The sequence below is a fragment of the Streptomyces sp. NBC_01474 genome, from assembly GCF_035918215.1.
In the GTDB taxonomy this organism is placed as follows: Bacteria; Actinomycetota; Actinomycetes; order Streptomycetales; family Streptomycetaceae; genus Streptomyces; species Streptomyces aureus.
This window is the reverse complement of record NZ_CP109449.1, coordinates 594,151-609,591: the sequence shown is the minus strand read 5'-3', so window position 1 is coordinate 609,591 and position 15,441 is coordinate 594,151. Positions and strand designations below refer to the sequence as shown.

Annotated in this window: 14 protein-coding genes; 9 read left to right on the top strand and 5 right to left on the bottom strand. The window is 69.8% G+C overall.

What is annotated here, in order from left to right; genetic code table 11:
- Positions 1-14: 14 nt before the first annotated feature.
- Positions 15-1,124, bottom strand: coding sequence for a LacI family DNA-binding transcriptional regulator (locus OG758_RS02980; RefSeq protein WP_326708465.1), 1,110 nt, complete (start codon positions 1,122-1,124; stop codon positions 15-17).
- A gap of 268 nt (positions 1,125-1,392) precedes the next feature.
- Positions 1,393-1,779 carry an ArsR/SmtB family transcription factor gene (locus OG758_RS02975; RefSeq protein ID WP_326708464.1) on the bottom strand — a complete coding sequence of 129 codons (387 nt, stop codon included), beginning with the start codon at positions 1,777-1,779 and terminating at the stop codon, positions 1,393-1,395.
- 94 nt (positions 1,780-1,873) lie between these two features.
- Between OG758_RS02975 and OG758_RS02970 the strand changes: the two genes are divergently transcribed.
- Together OG758_RS02970 and OG758_RS02965 are read left to right on the top strand one after the other, a co-directional pair.
- Positions 1,874-3,850 carry a heavy metal translocating P-type ATPase gene (locus tag OG758_RS02970; protein WP_326708463.1) on the top strand — a complete coding sequence of 659 codons (1,977 nt, stop codon included), beginning with the start codon at positions 1,874-1,876 and terminating at the stop codon, positions 3,848-3,850.
- The gene (locus OG758_RS02965) at positions 3,847-4,254 is read left to right on the top strand and encodes a (2Fe-2S) ferredoxin domain-containing protein (protein ID WP_326708462.1); all 408 of its coding nucleotides are present in this window, start codon (positions 3,847-3,849) and stop codon (positions 4,252-4,254) included. Before OG758_RS02970 ends, OG758_RS02965 begins: the two co-directional genes overlap by 4 nt.
- 187 nt (positions 4,255-4,441) lie before the next feature.
- Here the strand turns inward: OG758_RS02965 and OG758_RS02960 are convergent, their stop codons facing one another.
- Both OG758_RS02960 and OG758_RS02955 read right to left on the bottom strand, forming a co-directional pair.
- Entirely contained in the window at positions 4,442-4,756 is a 315-nt protein-coding gene (locus OG758_RS02960) for a hypothetical protein (protein WP_326708461.1), read from the bottom strand.
- Between the two features lie 301 nt (positions 4,757-5,057).
- Positions 5,058-5,948 carry a helix-turn-helix domain-containing protein gene (locus OG758_RS02955; protein WP_326708460.1) on the bottom strand — a complete coding sequence of 297 codons (891 nt, stop codon included), beginning with the start codon at positions 5,946-5,948 and terminating at the stop codon, positions 5,058-5,060.
- Positions 5,949-6,203: 255 nt separating this feature from the next.
- On the opposite strand from OG758_RS02955, the gene OG758_RS02950 reads away from it, so the two are divergent.
- The 5 genes from OG758_RS02950 to OG758_RS02930 all read left to right on the top strand — a co-directional run bounded on the left by OG758_RS02950 (position 6,204) and on the right by OG758_RS02930 (position 11,263).
- Entirely contained in the window at positions 6,204-7,220 is a 1,017-nt protein-coding gene (locus tag OG758_RS02950) for a zinc-dependent alcohol dehydrogenase family protein (RefSeq protein ID WP_326708459.1), read from the top strand.
- Between the two features lie 75 nt (positions 7,221-7,295).
- Positions 7,296-7,961, top strand: a complete 666-nt coding sequence (locus OG758_RS02945) for an SDR family NAD(P)-dependent oxidoreductase (RefSeq protein WP_326708458.1) — start codon at positions 7,296-7,298, stop codon at positions 7,959-7,961.
- Positions 7,962-8,954: 993 nt separating this feature from the next.
- Complete coding sequence (locus tag OG758_RS02940) at positions 8,955-9,530, top strand: molybdopterin-dependent oxidoreductase (protein WP_326708457.1); 576 nt, start codon at positions 8,955-8,957, stop codon at positions 9,528-9,530.
- 181 nt (positions 9,531-9,711) lie between these two features.
- Positions 9,712-10,482 (top strand): class I SAM-dependent methyltransferase, encoded by a 771-nt coding sequence (locus tag OG758_RS02935; RefSeq protein WP_326708456.1) that lies wholly within the window; start codon positions 9,712-9,714, stop codon positions 10,480-10,482.
- A 241-nt stretch (positions 10,483-10,723) separates the two neighbouring features.
- Positions 10,724-11,263: a CbrC family protein gene (locus OG758_RS02930; RefSeq protein ID WP_326708455.1), complete on the top strand. Its 540-nt coding sequence runs from the start codon at positions 10,724-10,726 to the stop codon at positions 11,261-11,263.
- Between the two features lie 416 nt (positions 11,264-11,679).
- Here OG758_RS02930 and OG758_RS02925 read toward each other — a convergent pair whose 3' ends face one another.
- Positions 11,680-12,339 (bottom strand): YceI family protein, encoded by a 660-nt coding sequence (locus OG758_RS02925; RefSeq protein WP_326708454.1) that lies wholly within the window; start codon positions 12,337-12,339, stop codon positions 11,680-11,682.
- A 561-nt stretch (positions 12,340-12,900) separates the two neighbouring features.
- Between OG758_RS02925 and OG758_RS02920 the strand changes: the two genes are divergently transcribed.
- A complete protein-coding gene (locus tag OG758_RS02920) occupies positions 12,901-13,239 on the top strand; it encodes a hypothetical protein (protein ID WP_326708453.1) in 339 nt (112 codons plus the stop codon).
- Positions 13,240-13,263: 24 nt separating this feature from the next.
- Positions 13,264-15,369, top strand: coding sequence for an ATP-binding SpoIIE family protein phosphatase (locus tag OG758_RS02915; RefSeq protein ID WP_326708452.1), 2,106 nt, complete (start codon positions 13,264-13,266; stop codon positions 15,367-15,369).
- The last annotated feature ends 72 nt before the right edge of the window (positions 15,370-15,441 follow it).

Below are 15,441 nucleotides of genomic sequence, written 5' to 3'. Positions count from 1 at the left end.
AACTGTCGTACAGCTCAAGGGAGATGGGCCTCGTGCGGTCCGGCCGTCACGCCGTCCCGGAACTCGCAAGCCACCAATGGCTCGTCCGCCTCCTGCCCTGCGACCATCGCGGCGAGCAACCGGACCGCCGCGGCGCCCAGCGCGTGGCGGGGCACCTCGAACCCCATCGGCACCGGCTCCCGGGAAACGTCCGGCGGAGGACTTCCGAGCAGCGCGAGCGAGACGTCCCCAGGACACGAGAGTCCGGCTTCCCGCACCGCCCCGCTGACCGCCCGCCATGCGGCGCCGGTGTCCGTCTCCTCCGCCACGAACGCGGTCACGCCGTCCGCGACCAGCGCACGGACCCGGTCCGCAGTCAGCTCGGCCACCGGGTCGACGCACCGCAGTACCGCGGCAGGGCCGCCCGGCAGACCCGCCCGTGCGAGACCGTCGAGGAAACCCTCCTGACGGTCGCTCGAAGCGGGAGCCTCGTCGTCCTCGCGCACGAGCACGATCCGGCGATGCCCCAACTCGGCCAGGCGTGCCACGACGTCACGGCTCGCGCTGACATAGTCGGCCCCGACCCAGGCGAGCCCTTCGAGCTCCTCCCGGCGACCCAGATGCACCACCGGGAAACCGTCGGCGACCAGCCGCTTCAATTCGGCACGCGGCACATGCCGGCCCAGGAAGAGGCAACCGTCGGCGAGCCGCACCCTGCTGAGCGCGTCCGGGCCGACGGCTCCCGCGCCCCCACTGCTCGACCCGGTGAACAGCACGAGGTCGTAGCCGAGCGCGGCCGCCTCCTGCTCCACTCCCACCAGGAACGGGTAGTACGAGTGCTGCACGTCGGTCGGGAACGTCGCCGTGAAACTGAAGACGCCGAGGAGGTTGTTCCGGGCGGCGGCCAGCCGACGGGCCGCCGGGTCCGGTACGTAGCCGAGGCTGCGCGCCGCGTCGAGGACCCGCTGCCGCGTTTCCTCGGAGATCGTCGCGCCCTTGCCGTCGCTGCGTGCGTTCAGGACGAGGGAGACGGTCGCCTGGGAGACTCCGGCGAGGCGTGCCACCTCGGCCTGGCGCGGGCGGGACGTGCGGCCGGTGGGGGACGGGGCCCGGCCGGGCTTCGCACGCTTCCTCGGTTGCTCCACGCCTGCCGCTCCTTACTGCCGACGCGCCGTGCACACGTCGATGCGTAGCCGGTAATGCGTATTAGTAATGCGCATTAGCCCATACTGTGCGGGCGCGGCGGGAGGCAGGTCAAGGGGCCGGACGGAACTTTCTGACCGGGTGAGGCCTTGCGGTCAGGGCGAGTTGAGGCCGCAGACGCAAGACCTGCGCCGCGCAGCGGCCGATCGGACCTCAGGCATGTGGGGCGTGCGCACGCGTCGCCCAGGGGCCGTACCAGGCTCGTTCGCCTCAGTCGGCGGCGAGAGGCTCCGGCGTGGCGGCAGGGACATCCCGAACTCCGAGCCGCAGGTGCTCGACGTGGTACAGAGCCTGGTCGAGGAGTTCGGCGACGTGGTTGTCGTAAAGGGCGTAGACGATCGACCGCCCGTGGCGCTCGCCGGTGACCAGGCCGAGGTTGCGCAGCAGACGCAGCTGGTGCGAGCAGGCGGAGGCTTCCATGCCGACGGCCTCGGCGAGGTCGCCCACCGAGCAGGGCCCTTCCTGGAGGCGGGCCAGGATGTACAGCCGCGAGGGCGTGGCGAGGGCCTGGAGGGTCGCCGCGACGTCGGCGGTGCCGACGGCGTCGAGGCGCTCGCGGGTGGTGGCGCTGTTGGCGGTGTCGGTTCCGTGGCCCATGCGGACATCATAGCGATGACACCTGAAGACCTATTCAGGTATTCCTGTATGGTGGAAGCCGTCGCTCCATCCGCCCGTGAAGGGTTGTTTTGTCATGTCTTCTGTCCTGGATCAGAGGCCCGCGCCGGCTGTCACCGGGCCGCGCCCGGTGGCCCCCCGGCGGCGTACGCGGGTGCTGGCGTTGCCGGAGGCCCGATGGGCGCTGGCCGCGCTGGTCCTGTTCCTTGTCGCCCTCCCGCTCAAGCTGCTCGATGCCCCGGTGTGGACATGGGCGCCGCTGTTCGCCGCCACCTACATCACAGGCGGATGGGAGCCGGGGCGGGAGGGCCTGAAGGCTCTGAAGGACAAGACCTTGGACGTGGATCTGCTGATGGTGGTCGCCGCGCTCGGGGCCGCCGCCATCGGGCAGGTCCTCGACGGGGCGCTGCTCATCGTCATCTTCGCGACCTCCGGCGCCTTGGAGGCCGTCGCGACAGCGCGTACCGCGGACTCCGTCCGTGGTCTCCTCGACCATGCACCGGTCACGGCCACGCGGCTGCTGTCCGACGGCGGTGAGGAGACCGTCGCCGCCGCGGACCTGAAGGTCGGAGACTTGATCCTGGTGCGGCCCGGCGAGCGCGTCGGCGCCGACGGCCAGGTCCTGGACGGCGTCAGCGACGTCGATCAGTCCACCATCACCGGCGAGCCCCTGCCGGTGGCCAAGGAGGCCGGGGACGAGGCGTTCGCCGGCACAGTGAACGGCACCGGCGCCCTGCGCCTGCGCGTCGGGCGCGACCCGTCGGACTCGGTGATCGCCAGGATCGTGAAGATGGTCGAGGAAGCCTCCGAGACCAAGGCTCCCACCCAGTTGTTCATCGAGAAGATCGAGCAGCGGTACTCGATCGGCATGGTCATTGCCACCCTCGCCGTCTTCGCGATCCCCCTCGCCTTCGGCTCCGCGCTCCAGCCCGCCCTGCTCCGGGCGATGACCTTCATGATCGTCGCCTCGCCGTGCGCGGTGGTGCTCTCCACCATGCCGCCGCTGTTGTCCGCGATCGCCAACGCGGGCCGCCACGGCGTCCTGGCCAAGTCCGCCGTCGTCATGGAGCGCCTGGGCCAGGTCGACACGGTCGCGCTCGACAAGACCGGCACCCTGACGGAAGGCACCCCACGCGTCACCGGCATCCGCCCACTGCCCGGTACCGGCCTGACCGAGGACACGCTGCTCGCGCTTGCGGCCGCGGCCGAACACCCCAGCGAGCACCCGCTCGCCCGCGCCGTCGTCGAAGCCGCCCGCGCACGTCGTCTCCCGCTCCCCGAAGCGCTCGACTTCAGCTCCGTCCCCGGCAGGGGAGTGAGCTCCACCATCGGCGGTCACGCCGTCCAGGTCGGATCCCCCGGCCACCTGCTGCCCGCCGCCACCGGTCCCGGGGCCGCAGCCGTGGCGGAGTTGGAGGACGCCGGACAGACCGCGGTGCTGGTCCTGTGCGACGACACCCCGGTCGGGGTGATCGGCATCGCGGACCGGCTGCGTCCGGACGCGGCCGCCACGGTCGCCGCGCTCACCGAGCTCACCGGCCGCACGCCGGTCCTGCTGACCGGTGACAACGAACGCGCCGCCCGCCGTCTGGCCGCCGAGGTCGGCATCACCGACGTCCGCGCCGGACTCCTGCCCCAGGACAAGGTCGCCGCCGTACGGCATGTGGAGAGCGAGCGCCACAAGGTGCTCGTCGTCGGCGACGGCGTCAACGACGCCCCCGCCCTGGCCGCCGCACACACCGGCATCGCCATGGGCAAGGCCGGCTCCGACCTCGCCCTGGAGACCGCCGACGCCGTCGTCGTCCGCGACGAACTCGCCGCCATCCCCACCGTGGTCGGCCTCGCCCGGGCCGCTCGGCGCCTCGTGATCCAGAACCTCGTCGTCGCCGGCGTGTTCATCAGCGCCCTGGTGGCCTGGGACCTCATCGCCACCCTGCCGCTGCCGCTCGGCGTCGCCGGCCACGAAGGCTCCACCGTCATCGTCGGCCTCAACGGCCTGCGCCTGCTGCGCGAAGCGGCCTGGAAGAACCCCGTCCGAGGAGGCGCAGCGTGAGCAAACGCTCCCGCCGCGCTGCTCCCGACCCGGTATCCGGAGCGGCAGCACCTCGGCCCACGGTCACCGTCTGCCGCGGCTGTTGCTGCGGGAGCCCCAAGGTCCCCGGACTCGACCACACCGCCCAACTCCGCGATCTGCGACGCGCCCTGGACGGTTCCGCGACCGTACGGGTCACCGACTGTCTCGACGCCTGCGAGCGCGCGAACGTCATCGTCGTGCAACCGTCCACGGCCGGGCGCAAGGCTGGCGGGCGCCCAGTCTGGCTGGGCCTGGTCAACGACCCCGACATCACCGCCTGGATCGAGGGCGGCGGCCCCGGCCTCACCGAACCACCCGGCATCCTCGACCTCTACGCCTTCAAACCCTCCCGCCGCATACGCGCCGAACTCCACGACGAGTAGTCGACGGATGGCTTCGACGACCTGCCGGCTGGAAGCGAGCACACATCACGTCCCACCATCAGGTCCGCACCCGTGTCGTGTCGAATACGTCGTCTCCCGCATGAAGACACCCATTTCCCGGGCGGTACCACCTCTGCGACTGGGCGCGGCTCTGTCACGACACGGGCCGGTACTGTTCGGCCGGTCATCAGTCGGAGTTGCGTGCGATCTCCAGCGCGAGCGCCTGCAGGATGGCCTCGGTGGACGTCTCGGGGTCTGTCTGGTCGTACGCGTCTGCGACCGTTTCGAAGGCCAGCACGAAGCCCTTGATCAGGGCGCTCAGCGGTTCGGAGAGCTGGTTCAGCACGGCAAGACCCACCTCTGCCGCGTCTTCGGTGTCGGGGACGAGAAACTGCGTCGGGATGACCTCGCCCAGCAGGTCGGAGACGTAGTCTGCGCTGACACCACCGCGCAGGGCCGTGAGTGCCGCGATGGCCTTGAGCTCGATCTCGTTCTCGGTCATGTGCCGAGCGTAGGAGTAAGCGGCGGCGGGCACGCGGGGAGCGTTTCACGCGGGGGAGTGTGGAGACGTGAGCGACGGCGGGTCGGTCGGGTCAGGGGACCGAAGCCTGCCGCGTTATGCCTGGGGTGCTGTCGAATCTCGGGAACGGTGCGATACGCCGCCACAACCGCGCAGGTGCCTGCCAAATCTGCGTACAACGTCGGTCACAGCTCATGAGCGGAGCCGCAGGTGGGCCCCGCGCGAGTTCGTGGGCACCGGTGTTCGGTGCGGAACCGTCGGAACGAAGGCGGTGAGTAGGCGGTCAGCCGGCTGCCTGTTTGGTGAGGGAGTCGGCTTCTTGCGTAGCGGCCCAGGTGGCGAGAAGGCGCAGACCTTCTTCGGAAGCGGACCCTGGTTCGGCGGTGTAGATGGTGAGCGTGAGGCCGGGTTCCGCGGCCATTTCCAGCCCTTCGAAGGCGAGGGTGAGCTCGCCCACGGCCGAGTGGTGGAAGCGTTTGGTTCCGGTGCCGTGGTGGCGGACGTTGTGGGCGCCCCAGCGTGTGCGGAACTCCTCGCTGAGTGTGGAGAGTTCACCGACGAGGTCGTGAAGGTCCTTGTCGTGGGGGTTGCGGCCAGCTTCGGTGCGAAGGAGGGCGACGCAGGTGTCGGCGAAGGTGTCCCAGTCGGGGTAGAAGCGCTGCGAGGCGGGGTCGAGGAAGTTGAAGCGGGCGAGGTTCCTCTGGCTGGGGGCGCTGTCGTAGACGTCGCTGTAGAAGGCGCGTGCGAGCTGGTTGGCGGCGAGGAGATCCATGCGGCCGTTGCGGACGAAGGCGGGCCCGGCGGTGATCGCGTCCAGGGTCCATTGCAGGCTGCGGTGGGGCGTCCACTGCTCCTTGGCGCGTCGGCGTCGCGGGCGTGTCAGCGCGTCGCTGCCGTCGGCTGTCCGGGCGAGTTGCAGCAGGTGGGCGCGTTCGGCGACGTCGAGCTGGAGGGCGCGGGCGACGGCTTCGAGGACGGCCGGTGAGACGCCGGCGAGGTTGCCGCGCTCGAGTTTGGCGTAGTACTCGACGCTGACGTCGGCCAGGGCCGCGACCTCGCTGCGTCGCAGGCCGGGGACGCGGCGCCGGGACCCGGAGGGCATCCCCGCCTGTTCGGGGGTGATCTTTGCTCGCCGCGAGGTCAGGAACTCGCGGACCTCTTGACGGTTGTCCACACCTCGACGGTACGTCCCGCACGCCGCCGTAGGGGTGTACCAGCGGTACACCCTTCGATGGTGCCTCGCTGCGGGCGTGGAATGGCGGTTACCTGGATGACGTGGCACTCCCTTGCACTGCCGTCACAGCGGTGGCCAAGGGGTGCCCGGCCCCGGCCTTGTGGACCGCAGCAGGGTCCTGTCCGGGCAGGCAACTGCACTCGGCGTCCGTCGGTACCGCACCGCACCGGACGCCCAGCACGTTAGGAACCCCTCATGCGCGGAGCAGTGATCCACGCCCCCGGCGATGTGCGTTTCGAGACGCTCGACGATCCGAGGATTCTCCATCCGACCGACGCGATCATCCGTACAGCCGTCACCTGCGTATGCGGTTCGGACCTGTGGCCGTATCGAGGCGTGGAGGCGATCGGCGACCCGCACCCGATGGGGCACGAGTACGTCGGCTTCGTCGAGGAGGTCGGCAGCGAGGTCACCTCGGTCAAGCCCGGCCAGTTCGTCGTCGGCTCGTTCGCCACCTCGGACAACACCTGCGCGAACTGCCGGAACGGCTGGCAGTCCAACTGCCTGCACCGCGAGTTCATGAGCACCTGCCAGGCCGACTACGTCCGTATCCCCAACGCCCAGGGCACCCTGGTCGCCACCGATGAGCACCCGGCCGATGAGTTCCTGCCCGGCCTGCTGGCTGTCTCCGACGTGATGGGAACCGGCTGGTATGCCGCGCTGGCCGCCGAGGTCAAGCCCGGCCGCACCGCCGTGGTCGTCGGCGACGGCGCGGTCGGCCTGTGCGGTGTGATCGCCGCCAAGGAACTGGGCGCTGAGCGGATCATCGCCATGAGCCGCCACGAGCCCCGCCAGAACCTGGCGCGCGAGTTCGGCGCCACCGACATCGTCGCCGAGCGCGGCGACGAAGGCATCGCCCGCGTCAAGGACCTCACCGGGGGGATCGGCGCCGACTCGGTCCTGGAATGCGTCGGCACCGCCGAAGCCATGCAGCAGGCCCTGCAATCGGCGCGGCCCGGCGGCAACGTCGGCTTCGTCGGCGTCCCCCACGAGGTGGCCATCGACGGGCAGGAGCTGTTCTTCTCCCACGTCGGCCTGCGCGGCGGCCCCGCCCCCGTGCGCCGCTACCTGCCCGACCTCATGGACCGCGTCCTGACCGGCCGGATCAACCCGGGCAAGGTCTTCGACCTCACCCTGCCCCTGGACCAGGTCGCCGAGGGCTACCAGGCCATGGACGAGCGCCGCGCCATCAAGGCCCTCCTCACGCCCTGACCCGCACACCCCGACATACGGGGCCGCACCCCTACGGCCCGGCCCCGTGACCTCCCTCGCGAAGGACTACTCACCGTGACCACGTTCGCTCTTGTCGGCGCAGGCCCCGGCCTGGGGCTGGCCACCGCCCGCCGTTTCGGAACCGCAAGCCACAGCGTCGCGCTCATCTCCCGCAACGTCGAGCACCTGGACGCTCTGACGGCCGAACTGAGCCGTGACGGTGTTCCCGCCCGCGGTTTCGCCGCGGACGTCCTCGAACCCGGCTCCCTCACCACGGCCCTTGAGGCGGCCTCCGAGACTCTCGGACCGATCGAGATCTTGCAGTACAGCCCGGTGCCCCGCGCCGACTTCATGAAGCCGGTCCTCGACACCCGCGCCGACGACCTCGACGCCCCACTGGGCTTCTCCGTCAAGGGCCCGGTCACCTGCGTCAACGCGGTCCTGCCCGGCATGCGGGCGCTCGGCCGCGGCACACTGCTCTTCGTGAACGGCGGCAGCGCCGTGCGCCCGCACCCGGAGCGGGCCGGCACCTCGATCGCGTTCGCCGCCGAGAGCGCCTACGCACAGATGCTCCACGACGCGCTCGCCCCGGAGAACATCCACGCCGCCCAGCTGATCATCCCCGGTGCGATCCGTCCCGACGCCGAGCACTCCAGCCCCGACGCCCTGGCAGAGCGCCTGTACGCCATGCACGCCGAGCGCAGTGGCTTCCGGCACTTCGCCGAGCCGCTGCCCGACTGACTGCCTGGACGCCGCCCATGAACTCTCGGCTCTTCGTGCCCGGTCCGCGCCGCCCCCGCAGCCGCTTTGCTGCCGGCTGTGACCGCCTGCTCAAACGACGCACCAGAAGCCCCCTCGTCGTCCACCGGCTCCGCGGCGCCCTCGGGGCGGCAAAAGACACCGGCATCCACCACTCCGTCTGGGCTGGATGGCCGGCAGCCTCCACTTCCGACAGCGACGTCAAGTGGGCGATGGAACAGCACCACCTCACGCCGCCTACCCGCACAAAGGGCCGCCGGGTCGACCCCGCCACACCGATCGGGGTCCAGCCCCTCGGCAGCACGGCCCGCGCGGCACAAGTGCTGGTGTTCAGCGACGAGTTCACCGGGACCTCCCTCGACACGTCTAAGTGGACAGCCCGCGACCAAGAACGCACGGAGTCCTCCCGTACCGACGGAGTCCGCGGGTGGTGCGGCGCATCAACTCCCAGATTCGCTACCTGTCCCGCGCCCCCTGATCCCGCGCCAGTGTCGCCGGCATCTCTTCTGCACGGGCCAAGCTCATGGGTAAGCCGTCAGAAGCCCGGTCTGGAGGTCGGCATACGGGCCCATGCCCGCGTGAAGTTCCCCAGCGTGCACGTCGACCCGCCTCAGGCCCGCACCCACTCACCCACACACCTGTGTGATCAGCCAGGAAAGCACTCAGTAACCGCGCATCCTTCGGTTCACCGCCCGGTAGATCTTGTGACTGCTCGCTGATGCACTGGGTGCCATCCACGCCGACGGCCCGCAACGGCTCTCGCGGACCCGGCCGGTGAGTATGGAGAGGTGGTGCGTGGCGCTCGTGGAGTGCGCCACGCACCACCGCCGACAGCTGTCCCTTCCTGAGCCGCACACGCAAGGCTCCAGCCCACTTTTGGATCCCTTGTCCGACTCTGGATTAGGCTTTCACCTTGCATCTGCGGAATACATCTGCGGAAGAGGAAAGCGATGGGGCTGTTTCATGGAGAAAGGCATGCTGCCCCCGGGGCAGCGCCTGGCCAAAGGCTGGCCCGTCTCGCACTACGGGCCGGTACCCCGCTTCAGACCGGAGCGATGGACCCTCCAGGTCTTCGGCGCCACCGCGAACAAGACGACCTACTCCTGGACCTTCGAGGAAGTCACCGCCCTGCCCAAAGTCACCGTGGTCGCGGACCTGCACTGCGCGTCCGGCACCAGCACCACCGGCCACACCTTCTTCGGGATCCCGGCACGCGTCCTGCTGGACCTCGCCCCACCTGTCGAGGGCGTGTCCCACGTGATGGCCTGGGCCGAATACGGATACAGCGCGAACCTGCGCCTCGAGGACTTCATCGCCGACTCCACCGTCATGGCCACCCACCACGACGATGAGGTGCTCACTGCCGAACACGGCTTCCCGCTACGCCTGGTGGTGCCGCATCTCTACGGCTACAAGGGCCCCAAATGGCTTCGCGGCATCGAGTACATGACGCAGGACCGACGGGGCTTCTGGGAGGAACGCGGCTTCCACAACATCGCCGACCCCTGGACAGGCCGGCGGCACTCCTACCAGGAGGACGAGGGTCCGTAACGGCCCGACCTGCCGACACATCCTCCAAGTCCGAACACGCATATGCGGCACGTCTTGGCTGATCCGCCAGGCATAAGGCAGGGGACTTGGGGATTTACGGCGGCAGATGCAAGATTGAGTCGTCGTTCGGGGCGGACCGCTCACCGCCCCGGCCCGGCCTACAGGCGAGGTCCCCTTGGTCATGCGCACTTACGACGGCAGTGCCGGTGATGTCGACTACGGCATCATCAGCCCCCTCTACGCCTCCTACCGGCGCCCCGACGAGCGCATCGCCCACGTGATCGCTGAGGCTCTCGGCGGTGCCCGCACCGTTCTCAACGTCGGCGCGGGCACCGGCTCCTACGAGAGTGTCGCGCACACGATCACCGCGGTCGAGCCCTCCCTGGCCATGCGTGCCCAGCGCCCGGCCGAGCTCGCCACGGCCATCGACGCCGTGGCGGAGGGCCTCCCCTTCGCCGAAGGGCAGTTCGATGCGGCGATGACCCTCTTCAGCGTCCACCAGTGGTCCGACGTCGAGGCCGGGCTGCGCGAGATGCGACGCGTCACCCGCGGCCCCGTCGCGATCCTGACCTGCGACCCCGCGCGCGTGCGGGACTTCTGGCTCTACGAGTACGCCCCCGATGTCCTGGACACCGAAGCGCGCCGCTATCCGCCGCTGGACCAGCTCACGGCCGCGCTCGGTGGCAGCACCACGATCCAGTCCGTCCCCATCCCGCTGGACTGCACCGACGGGTTCAACGAGGCGTACTACGGCCGCCCCGAAATGCTCCTCGACCCCGCCGCCCGCCAAGCCTGCTCGGCCTGGAGTTTCGTCGACGACCGTGCCCGCCAGGACTTCGACACCTCGCTGCGCCGCGCCCTTGGCTCCGGCGCCTGGGACGAAGCCTTCGGCCACCTGCGCGGCCGCCCGAGCTACAACGGGTCCCTCGTCCTGCTGCGCGCCACCCCGTGACCGCACCAGCGGCACCTCCCGCAGAAAGGGGCGCAGAGTGGACCCGCGCCCACGCCGCCAGATGATCGCCCACGTACAGGTCGAGCGACAGCGCTTGCTGCCGGAACACGAGCAGGCTCCCTTTCCTGCGGGGACTGTGGACGCCGGGCCTGGCCGCACGCTACGCAGGGTCTGATCTCGTTCTGCAGGGCAGCCGGTGCGGCTGATCGTCCGTTCTTGACGGCTGTTACGGTCACGCGTTGTGACTGAGCGGCTTCCCGAATCCCCCTACCACCCTGACCCCGTCGGCACGGGAGCGGTCGTCCCTTCGGAGGCGAAATGTGTCCGTTGTGCGCGGGCGCGTGGATACATCTACACGGGCCCGGTCTACGCGGTCGAGGAGATCAGGGATCGGCTGTGTCCGTGGTGCGTCGCGGACGGCAGCGCCGCGGAACGGTTCGATGCCCATTTCACAGTGGGAACTTGCCTGGGGGAGGAAGTGCCCCTGGAGGTTTTCGCGGCGGTCGACCGGCGAACTCCGGGATTCGCGGCCTGGCAGGAGACGCAGTGGTTCATTCACTGCGGCGACGGCGCCGCGTTCCTGGGCCGGGTAGCGGCTGGTGAACTCGCCGCTCACTCCGACGCGCTGGAGTTGCTGCCGCGGGCGGCTCGCGACGGAGGCCGGCCGGCGGATCAGGTCGAGCACTACCTCAGCTCGCTGACCAAGGACGGCCAGCCGACGGCGTATCTCTTCCGCTGTCGGGTCTGCGCGATCCATCTCGCATACTCCGACTTCACGTAGCCCGTCCGGCGCGTCACGTGAGCCGGCCCGACGACACCGTCCGCTGAGTACTCCCACATACACCCGCTCGAAACGCGCCGACCATCGGTGGGCCCCTCAGATCCGACGTCGATGAGCGGTGCTGGGCAACCGGCAGGTGGCCAAACGGGTAGCGGGAAGGATTGCGGCGGCGGGCAGGCTTCAGCGCGAAGACCATGGTGGCTGTGGCGTTCGCGCGCTCACGGGGGGATTGCCAGGCGTGCGGGGCGCCGGATGAGGCGCTGTGCCGTGTCCGCTCAACTCCCAGGGCGTCGATGGCTGCGGGGCCGTCCAGGAGGGCGCGACCGCCTGACAGTCGGTCGCGCCCACGGTCCTCAGGCCTGCCCCCTCCCACCTTCGTGGTGGGGAGCGGGGGCCTTTCGTGCAGCGTGGTGCAGCTATGCCATGGGGGTGGAGCGGATCGCGGAGATGTCGAACTGCAGCCGGACTTTCTCACTCACCATGGTGCCGCCGGCTTCCAGGCGTTGGTTGTAGACGAGGCCCCATTGGGTGCGGTCGATGGTGGTGGTGGCGTCGAAGCCGGCTCGTTCGTAGCCGAAGGGGTCGACCACCGAGCCGAGGTAGTCGAGTTGGAGTTCGACGGGGCAGGTGACTTGGCGGATGGTCAGGTCGCCCGTCATGCGGAAGGTCTCTCCGCCGTCGTGGGTGGCGGAGGTGCTGCGGAAGGTCATTTCCGGGTAGCGGCGGGCGTCGAAGAAGTCGGTGCCGATGAGGTGGGCGTCCCGCTGTTCGACGCCGGTGTCGACGCTGGCGACCCGGATGGTGATTTCGGCCCGGGATTGGGAGGGGCGGGCTCCGTCGAAGTACAGGGTGCTGTCGTAGTCGGCGAAAGCGCCGCGCACCGTGGTGACCATGGCATGGCGTACGGAGAAGCCGATGCGGCTGTGCGGGCGGTCGATGGTCCATTGCCCGGTCAGTGCGCGAAGGGCGGGGTCGAGCGCGGCGCCGGTGGTCTCGGCGCCCGGGAAGGGCGTACGGGGGCCGGCAGCAGGCGTCGGCTCGATGGTCGCGCCCTGGCGACGGCTGAAGATACCCATGCGGTCGTAGCCTCCTCGAATGTGATTACTACGTGTTATCACGGGGCCGGGACGGGCCGGACAGCGAGATGGGCGGCCTCGTCCGAAATCTCTGTCGCGGCCTGCAAAGATGCACAGGATCGACCCAGGATCGTCATGAGTGTGGATGCACTGTCGGGCGATACGTGTTCACAGTGAGTCACTGCGCGGTTCGGTCAGGTGGTGGAGCCGGCGTTCGCGACGCACTCGGTCGTCGCCGTTCGTGGCCCGACCTCGTGAACAGGGACGGCCTCCAGCACGGTTTGGTGCAGGTTTTGGGTGCGCTCTGGGCGCGGTTGGTCCGAGTGGAGGTGGAAGGCTTGCGCCGACCCGCTGTCGTGGCCGGCGTAGGGAGACGGCGTGGCGGGGTGGGGGTCACTGCGTATACCCCTCACGACACGGTCACCCTGAACCGGGCCCGCACCGGTGTCCTGCCGGATGCCCCACGCTCGACCGTGTCGAGAGGGGCCGGTCGCGGGTGGCGGGGTGAGGCCGGTGGGGTGAGGATGGCGCGGACGGGAGTCCCAGGAAGGTGGTGCGCGCATGACGGAGGAAGTCGGAGGGGCGGCGGCCGAGACACGCCTGGACGGCTTCCCGATCGTCTTCGACCTTGGGCAGGCCGCGTGGTTCACCTGCGAGGGGATCTCAGCGCTGCCCACGACCCCGTTCAGCGTCCTGAGCCACGCAGGCGCGCCGGCCGGACCGCGGGACACTTTCGGCAAGGTCAACAACGACACGAGCTGCTCTCTCCACCTCGGCCGCCGACCCACCAGAGCGGCAGCAGGCGCCTTCCTGCCCATCCTGGACATGTACCAATCGCCCCCCGAAACCCTCGCTGGGCACGTACACGTGCCGCCCCTCAAGACCGCTCAACCGGCCTGAAACAACCGGACAGGAGGGACGCACGTGGTTGACGCCGACCCCTACCTCGGCACGAGAGCATCAGACTCGGCCGTGCTGGAGGCCCTGTTCACACAGGCGCCGCTCGGCCTCTTCCTTCTCGACGAACAGCTGCGCGTGCGTCGCTACAACACATCGGCCCGCGGACTGCGCGGCATCACCGCCGAGCGGGTACTCGGGCGGACCTTCGGAGAGGTGAGTACGGGCCTCGACACCACGGAGCTCAGTGAGCTCGCTCGGGAAACCCTCCGCACCGGTGAGTCGGTGCTGCGGCACACCGTGAAGGGCACGCCGGGCACGCGACCGGACGAGGACCTGACGGTTTCGGTGTCCATATTCCAGGTGGACGACGCGGCCGACGGGCAGCCCGGTGTGCTCATGGCGGTCGAGGACGTGACCGAACGTGAAGCGGCCCGGGCGCGGCTCGATCTCCTCTACAACACTCGCCGGACCGTCGGCACGACCCTGGATGCGACGACGACGGCCCGCGAACTGGCAGGCGTGCTGGTGCCTGCCCTCGCCGACGCGGTGACGGTGCACATCCTGGATGCGGTACTGCGCGGTGAGCCTCGCCGTCGAGGACCGGTCGACGCCGGAGAGCGGCTGCGTCGGGCGGCCTTCTTGAACGGGCCCGACACACATGCCGACGAACGGCAGACGACCCTTGAGACGCTGCTCCTCGCCACCCCCTTCACACGGAGCCTCGAGGACGCCACGCCCCGCCTGGTCTCGCGGCTGGACGCCGAGGGGGTCTGGCCCCCCGAGCTGTCCGAGCACGCCCACGCACTCGCCACCGCGGGCGTCCACTCGCTGATGGCGGTGCCCCTCGTCGTACACGATGCCGTGCTCGGTGTCGTCACGCTCTACCGCTCGGAGCGGCCCCAGCCGTACACACAGCAGGACCTCGATCTGGTGGTGCAGGTCTCCTCCCGGGCTGCCCTCGGCGTCGACCACGCGTCCAGCTACGCAAGGGAGCGGAACACGGCAACGGCCCTCCAGCGGCACTTGCTGCCGAGCCGTACGCCGGAACTGACAACCGTCGAGACGGCGCATCTATACCTGCCCGTGAGGGCGGGCGGAGACTGGTTCGACGTGATCGAACTGTCCGGAGCACGGGTCGGACTCGTCGTCGGCGACGTCGTCGGACACGGGATCGAGGTCGCGGCCATGATGGGGCGCCTCCGTACCGCCCTGCGCACGCTCGCCGAACTCGACCTGGAGCCGGACGAGTTGCTGACCCATCTCGACGAGATCGCTGCCCGGCTCGCCAGTGAGAACGTCGACACCGACGAGGTGGGCCACGATGACGACATCCCAACCGGAGGACGGGTCGCCACCTGCGCGTACGCCGTTTACGACCCGGTCAAGCGCCACCTGACCCTCGCCTCCGCCGGGCACCCCGCCCCGCTCCTCGTCTCGCCGGAAGGAGAGGTGGCCACCGTGGAGGTCGACATGGGCCCCGCGCTCGGCACGGCCCACGGCACGTACGAGACAGCCACGCACAGCCTCGACGACGGCGCCGTCATCTGCCTGTACACCGACGGACTGCTCGCGGGCAGTGACGAGGCGGCCGACACGCTCCGACGCGTTCTCACCCACCAGGACCGCGCACTGTCCGAGACGGCCGATGCCATCGCCTGTGCCCTGGCCGACGATCGGGCCGACGACGACGCCGTCCTGCTCCTGGCACGCGCCCGCGGTCTCTCGGATGACCAGGCAGCTCACTGGGACCTGCCGTCCGACCCCTCGGTGGTCGCCGCGGCGAGGTCTCTCGCCGGACGACAGCTGGTTGCCTGGGGGCTGGAGGACATCGCGTTCGAGACGGAACTGATCATCAGTGAGCTGGTGACGAATGCCATCCGATACGGCGAGGGCCCGGTGAGTCTCCGGCTCATCCGCGACCGGCATCTCACGTGCGAGGTCACCGACGGAAGCAACACCTCGCCACACATGCGCCGCGCCCACGACACCGACGAGGGCGGCCGGGGGCTGTATCTCGTGATGAGCATGAGCCACCGCTGGGGCACGCGCTACGCCGCACGAGGCAAGACGGTCTGGTCGCAGCAGACCCTTCCCGGCCGGACCGATGAAGGGACCCCATCGCCACGGTGAAGCAGACGACTGCCATGCAGCGCCGCACGGCCAACGGCCTCAGACGCTTTGATCATCGCCTTTCGCTGAGCC

Bases quoted from the DNA above. Each gene is read 5' to 3' on its own strand.
- OG758_RS02975 (WP_326708464.1), bottom strand. From the start codon at position 1,779: ATGGGCCACGGAACCGACACCGCCAACAGCGCCACCACCCGCGAGCGC.
- OG758_RS02970 (WP_326708463.1), top strand. From the start codon at position 1,874: ATGTCTTCTGTCCTGGATCAGAGGCCCGCGCCGGCTGTCACCGGGCCG.
- OG758_RS02960 (WP_326708461.1), bottom strand. From the start codon at position 4,756: ATGACCGAGAACGAGATCGAGCTCAAGGCCATCGCGGCACTCACGGCC.
- OG758_RS02950 (WP_326708459.1), top strand. From the start codon at position 6,204: ATGCGCGGAGCAGTGATCCACGCCCCCGGCGATGTGCGTTTCGAGACG.
- OG758_RS02940 (WP_326708457.1), top strand. From the start codon at position 8,955: ATGCTGCCCCCGGGGCAGCGCCTGGCCAAAGGCTGGCCCGTCTCGCAC.
- OG758_RS02935 (WP_326708456.1), top strand. From the start codon at position 9,712: ATGCGCACTTACGACGGCAGTGCCGGTGATGTCGACTACGGCATCATC.
- OG758_RS02925 (WP_326708454.1), bottom strand. From the start codon at position 12,339: ATGGGTATCTTCAGCCGTCGCCAGGGCGCGACCATCGAGCCGACGCCT.
- OG758_RS02920 (WP_326708453.1), top strand. From the start codon at position 12,901: ATGACGGAGGAAGTCGGAGGGGCGGCGGCCGAGACACGCCTGGACGGC.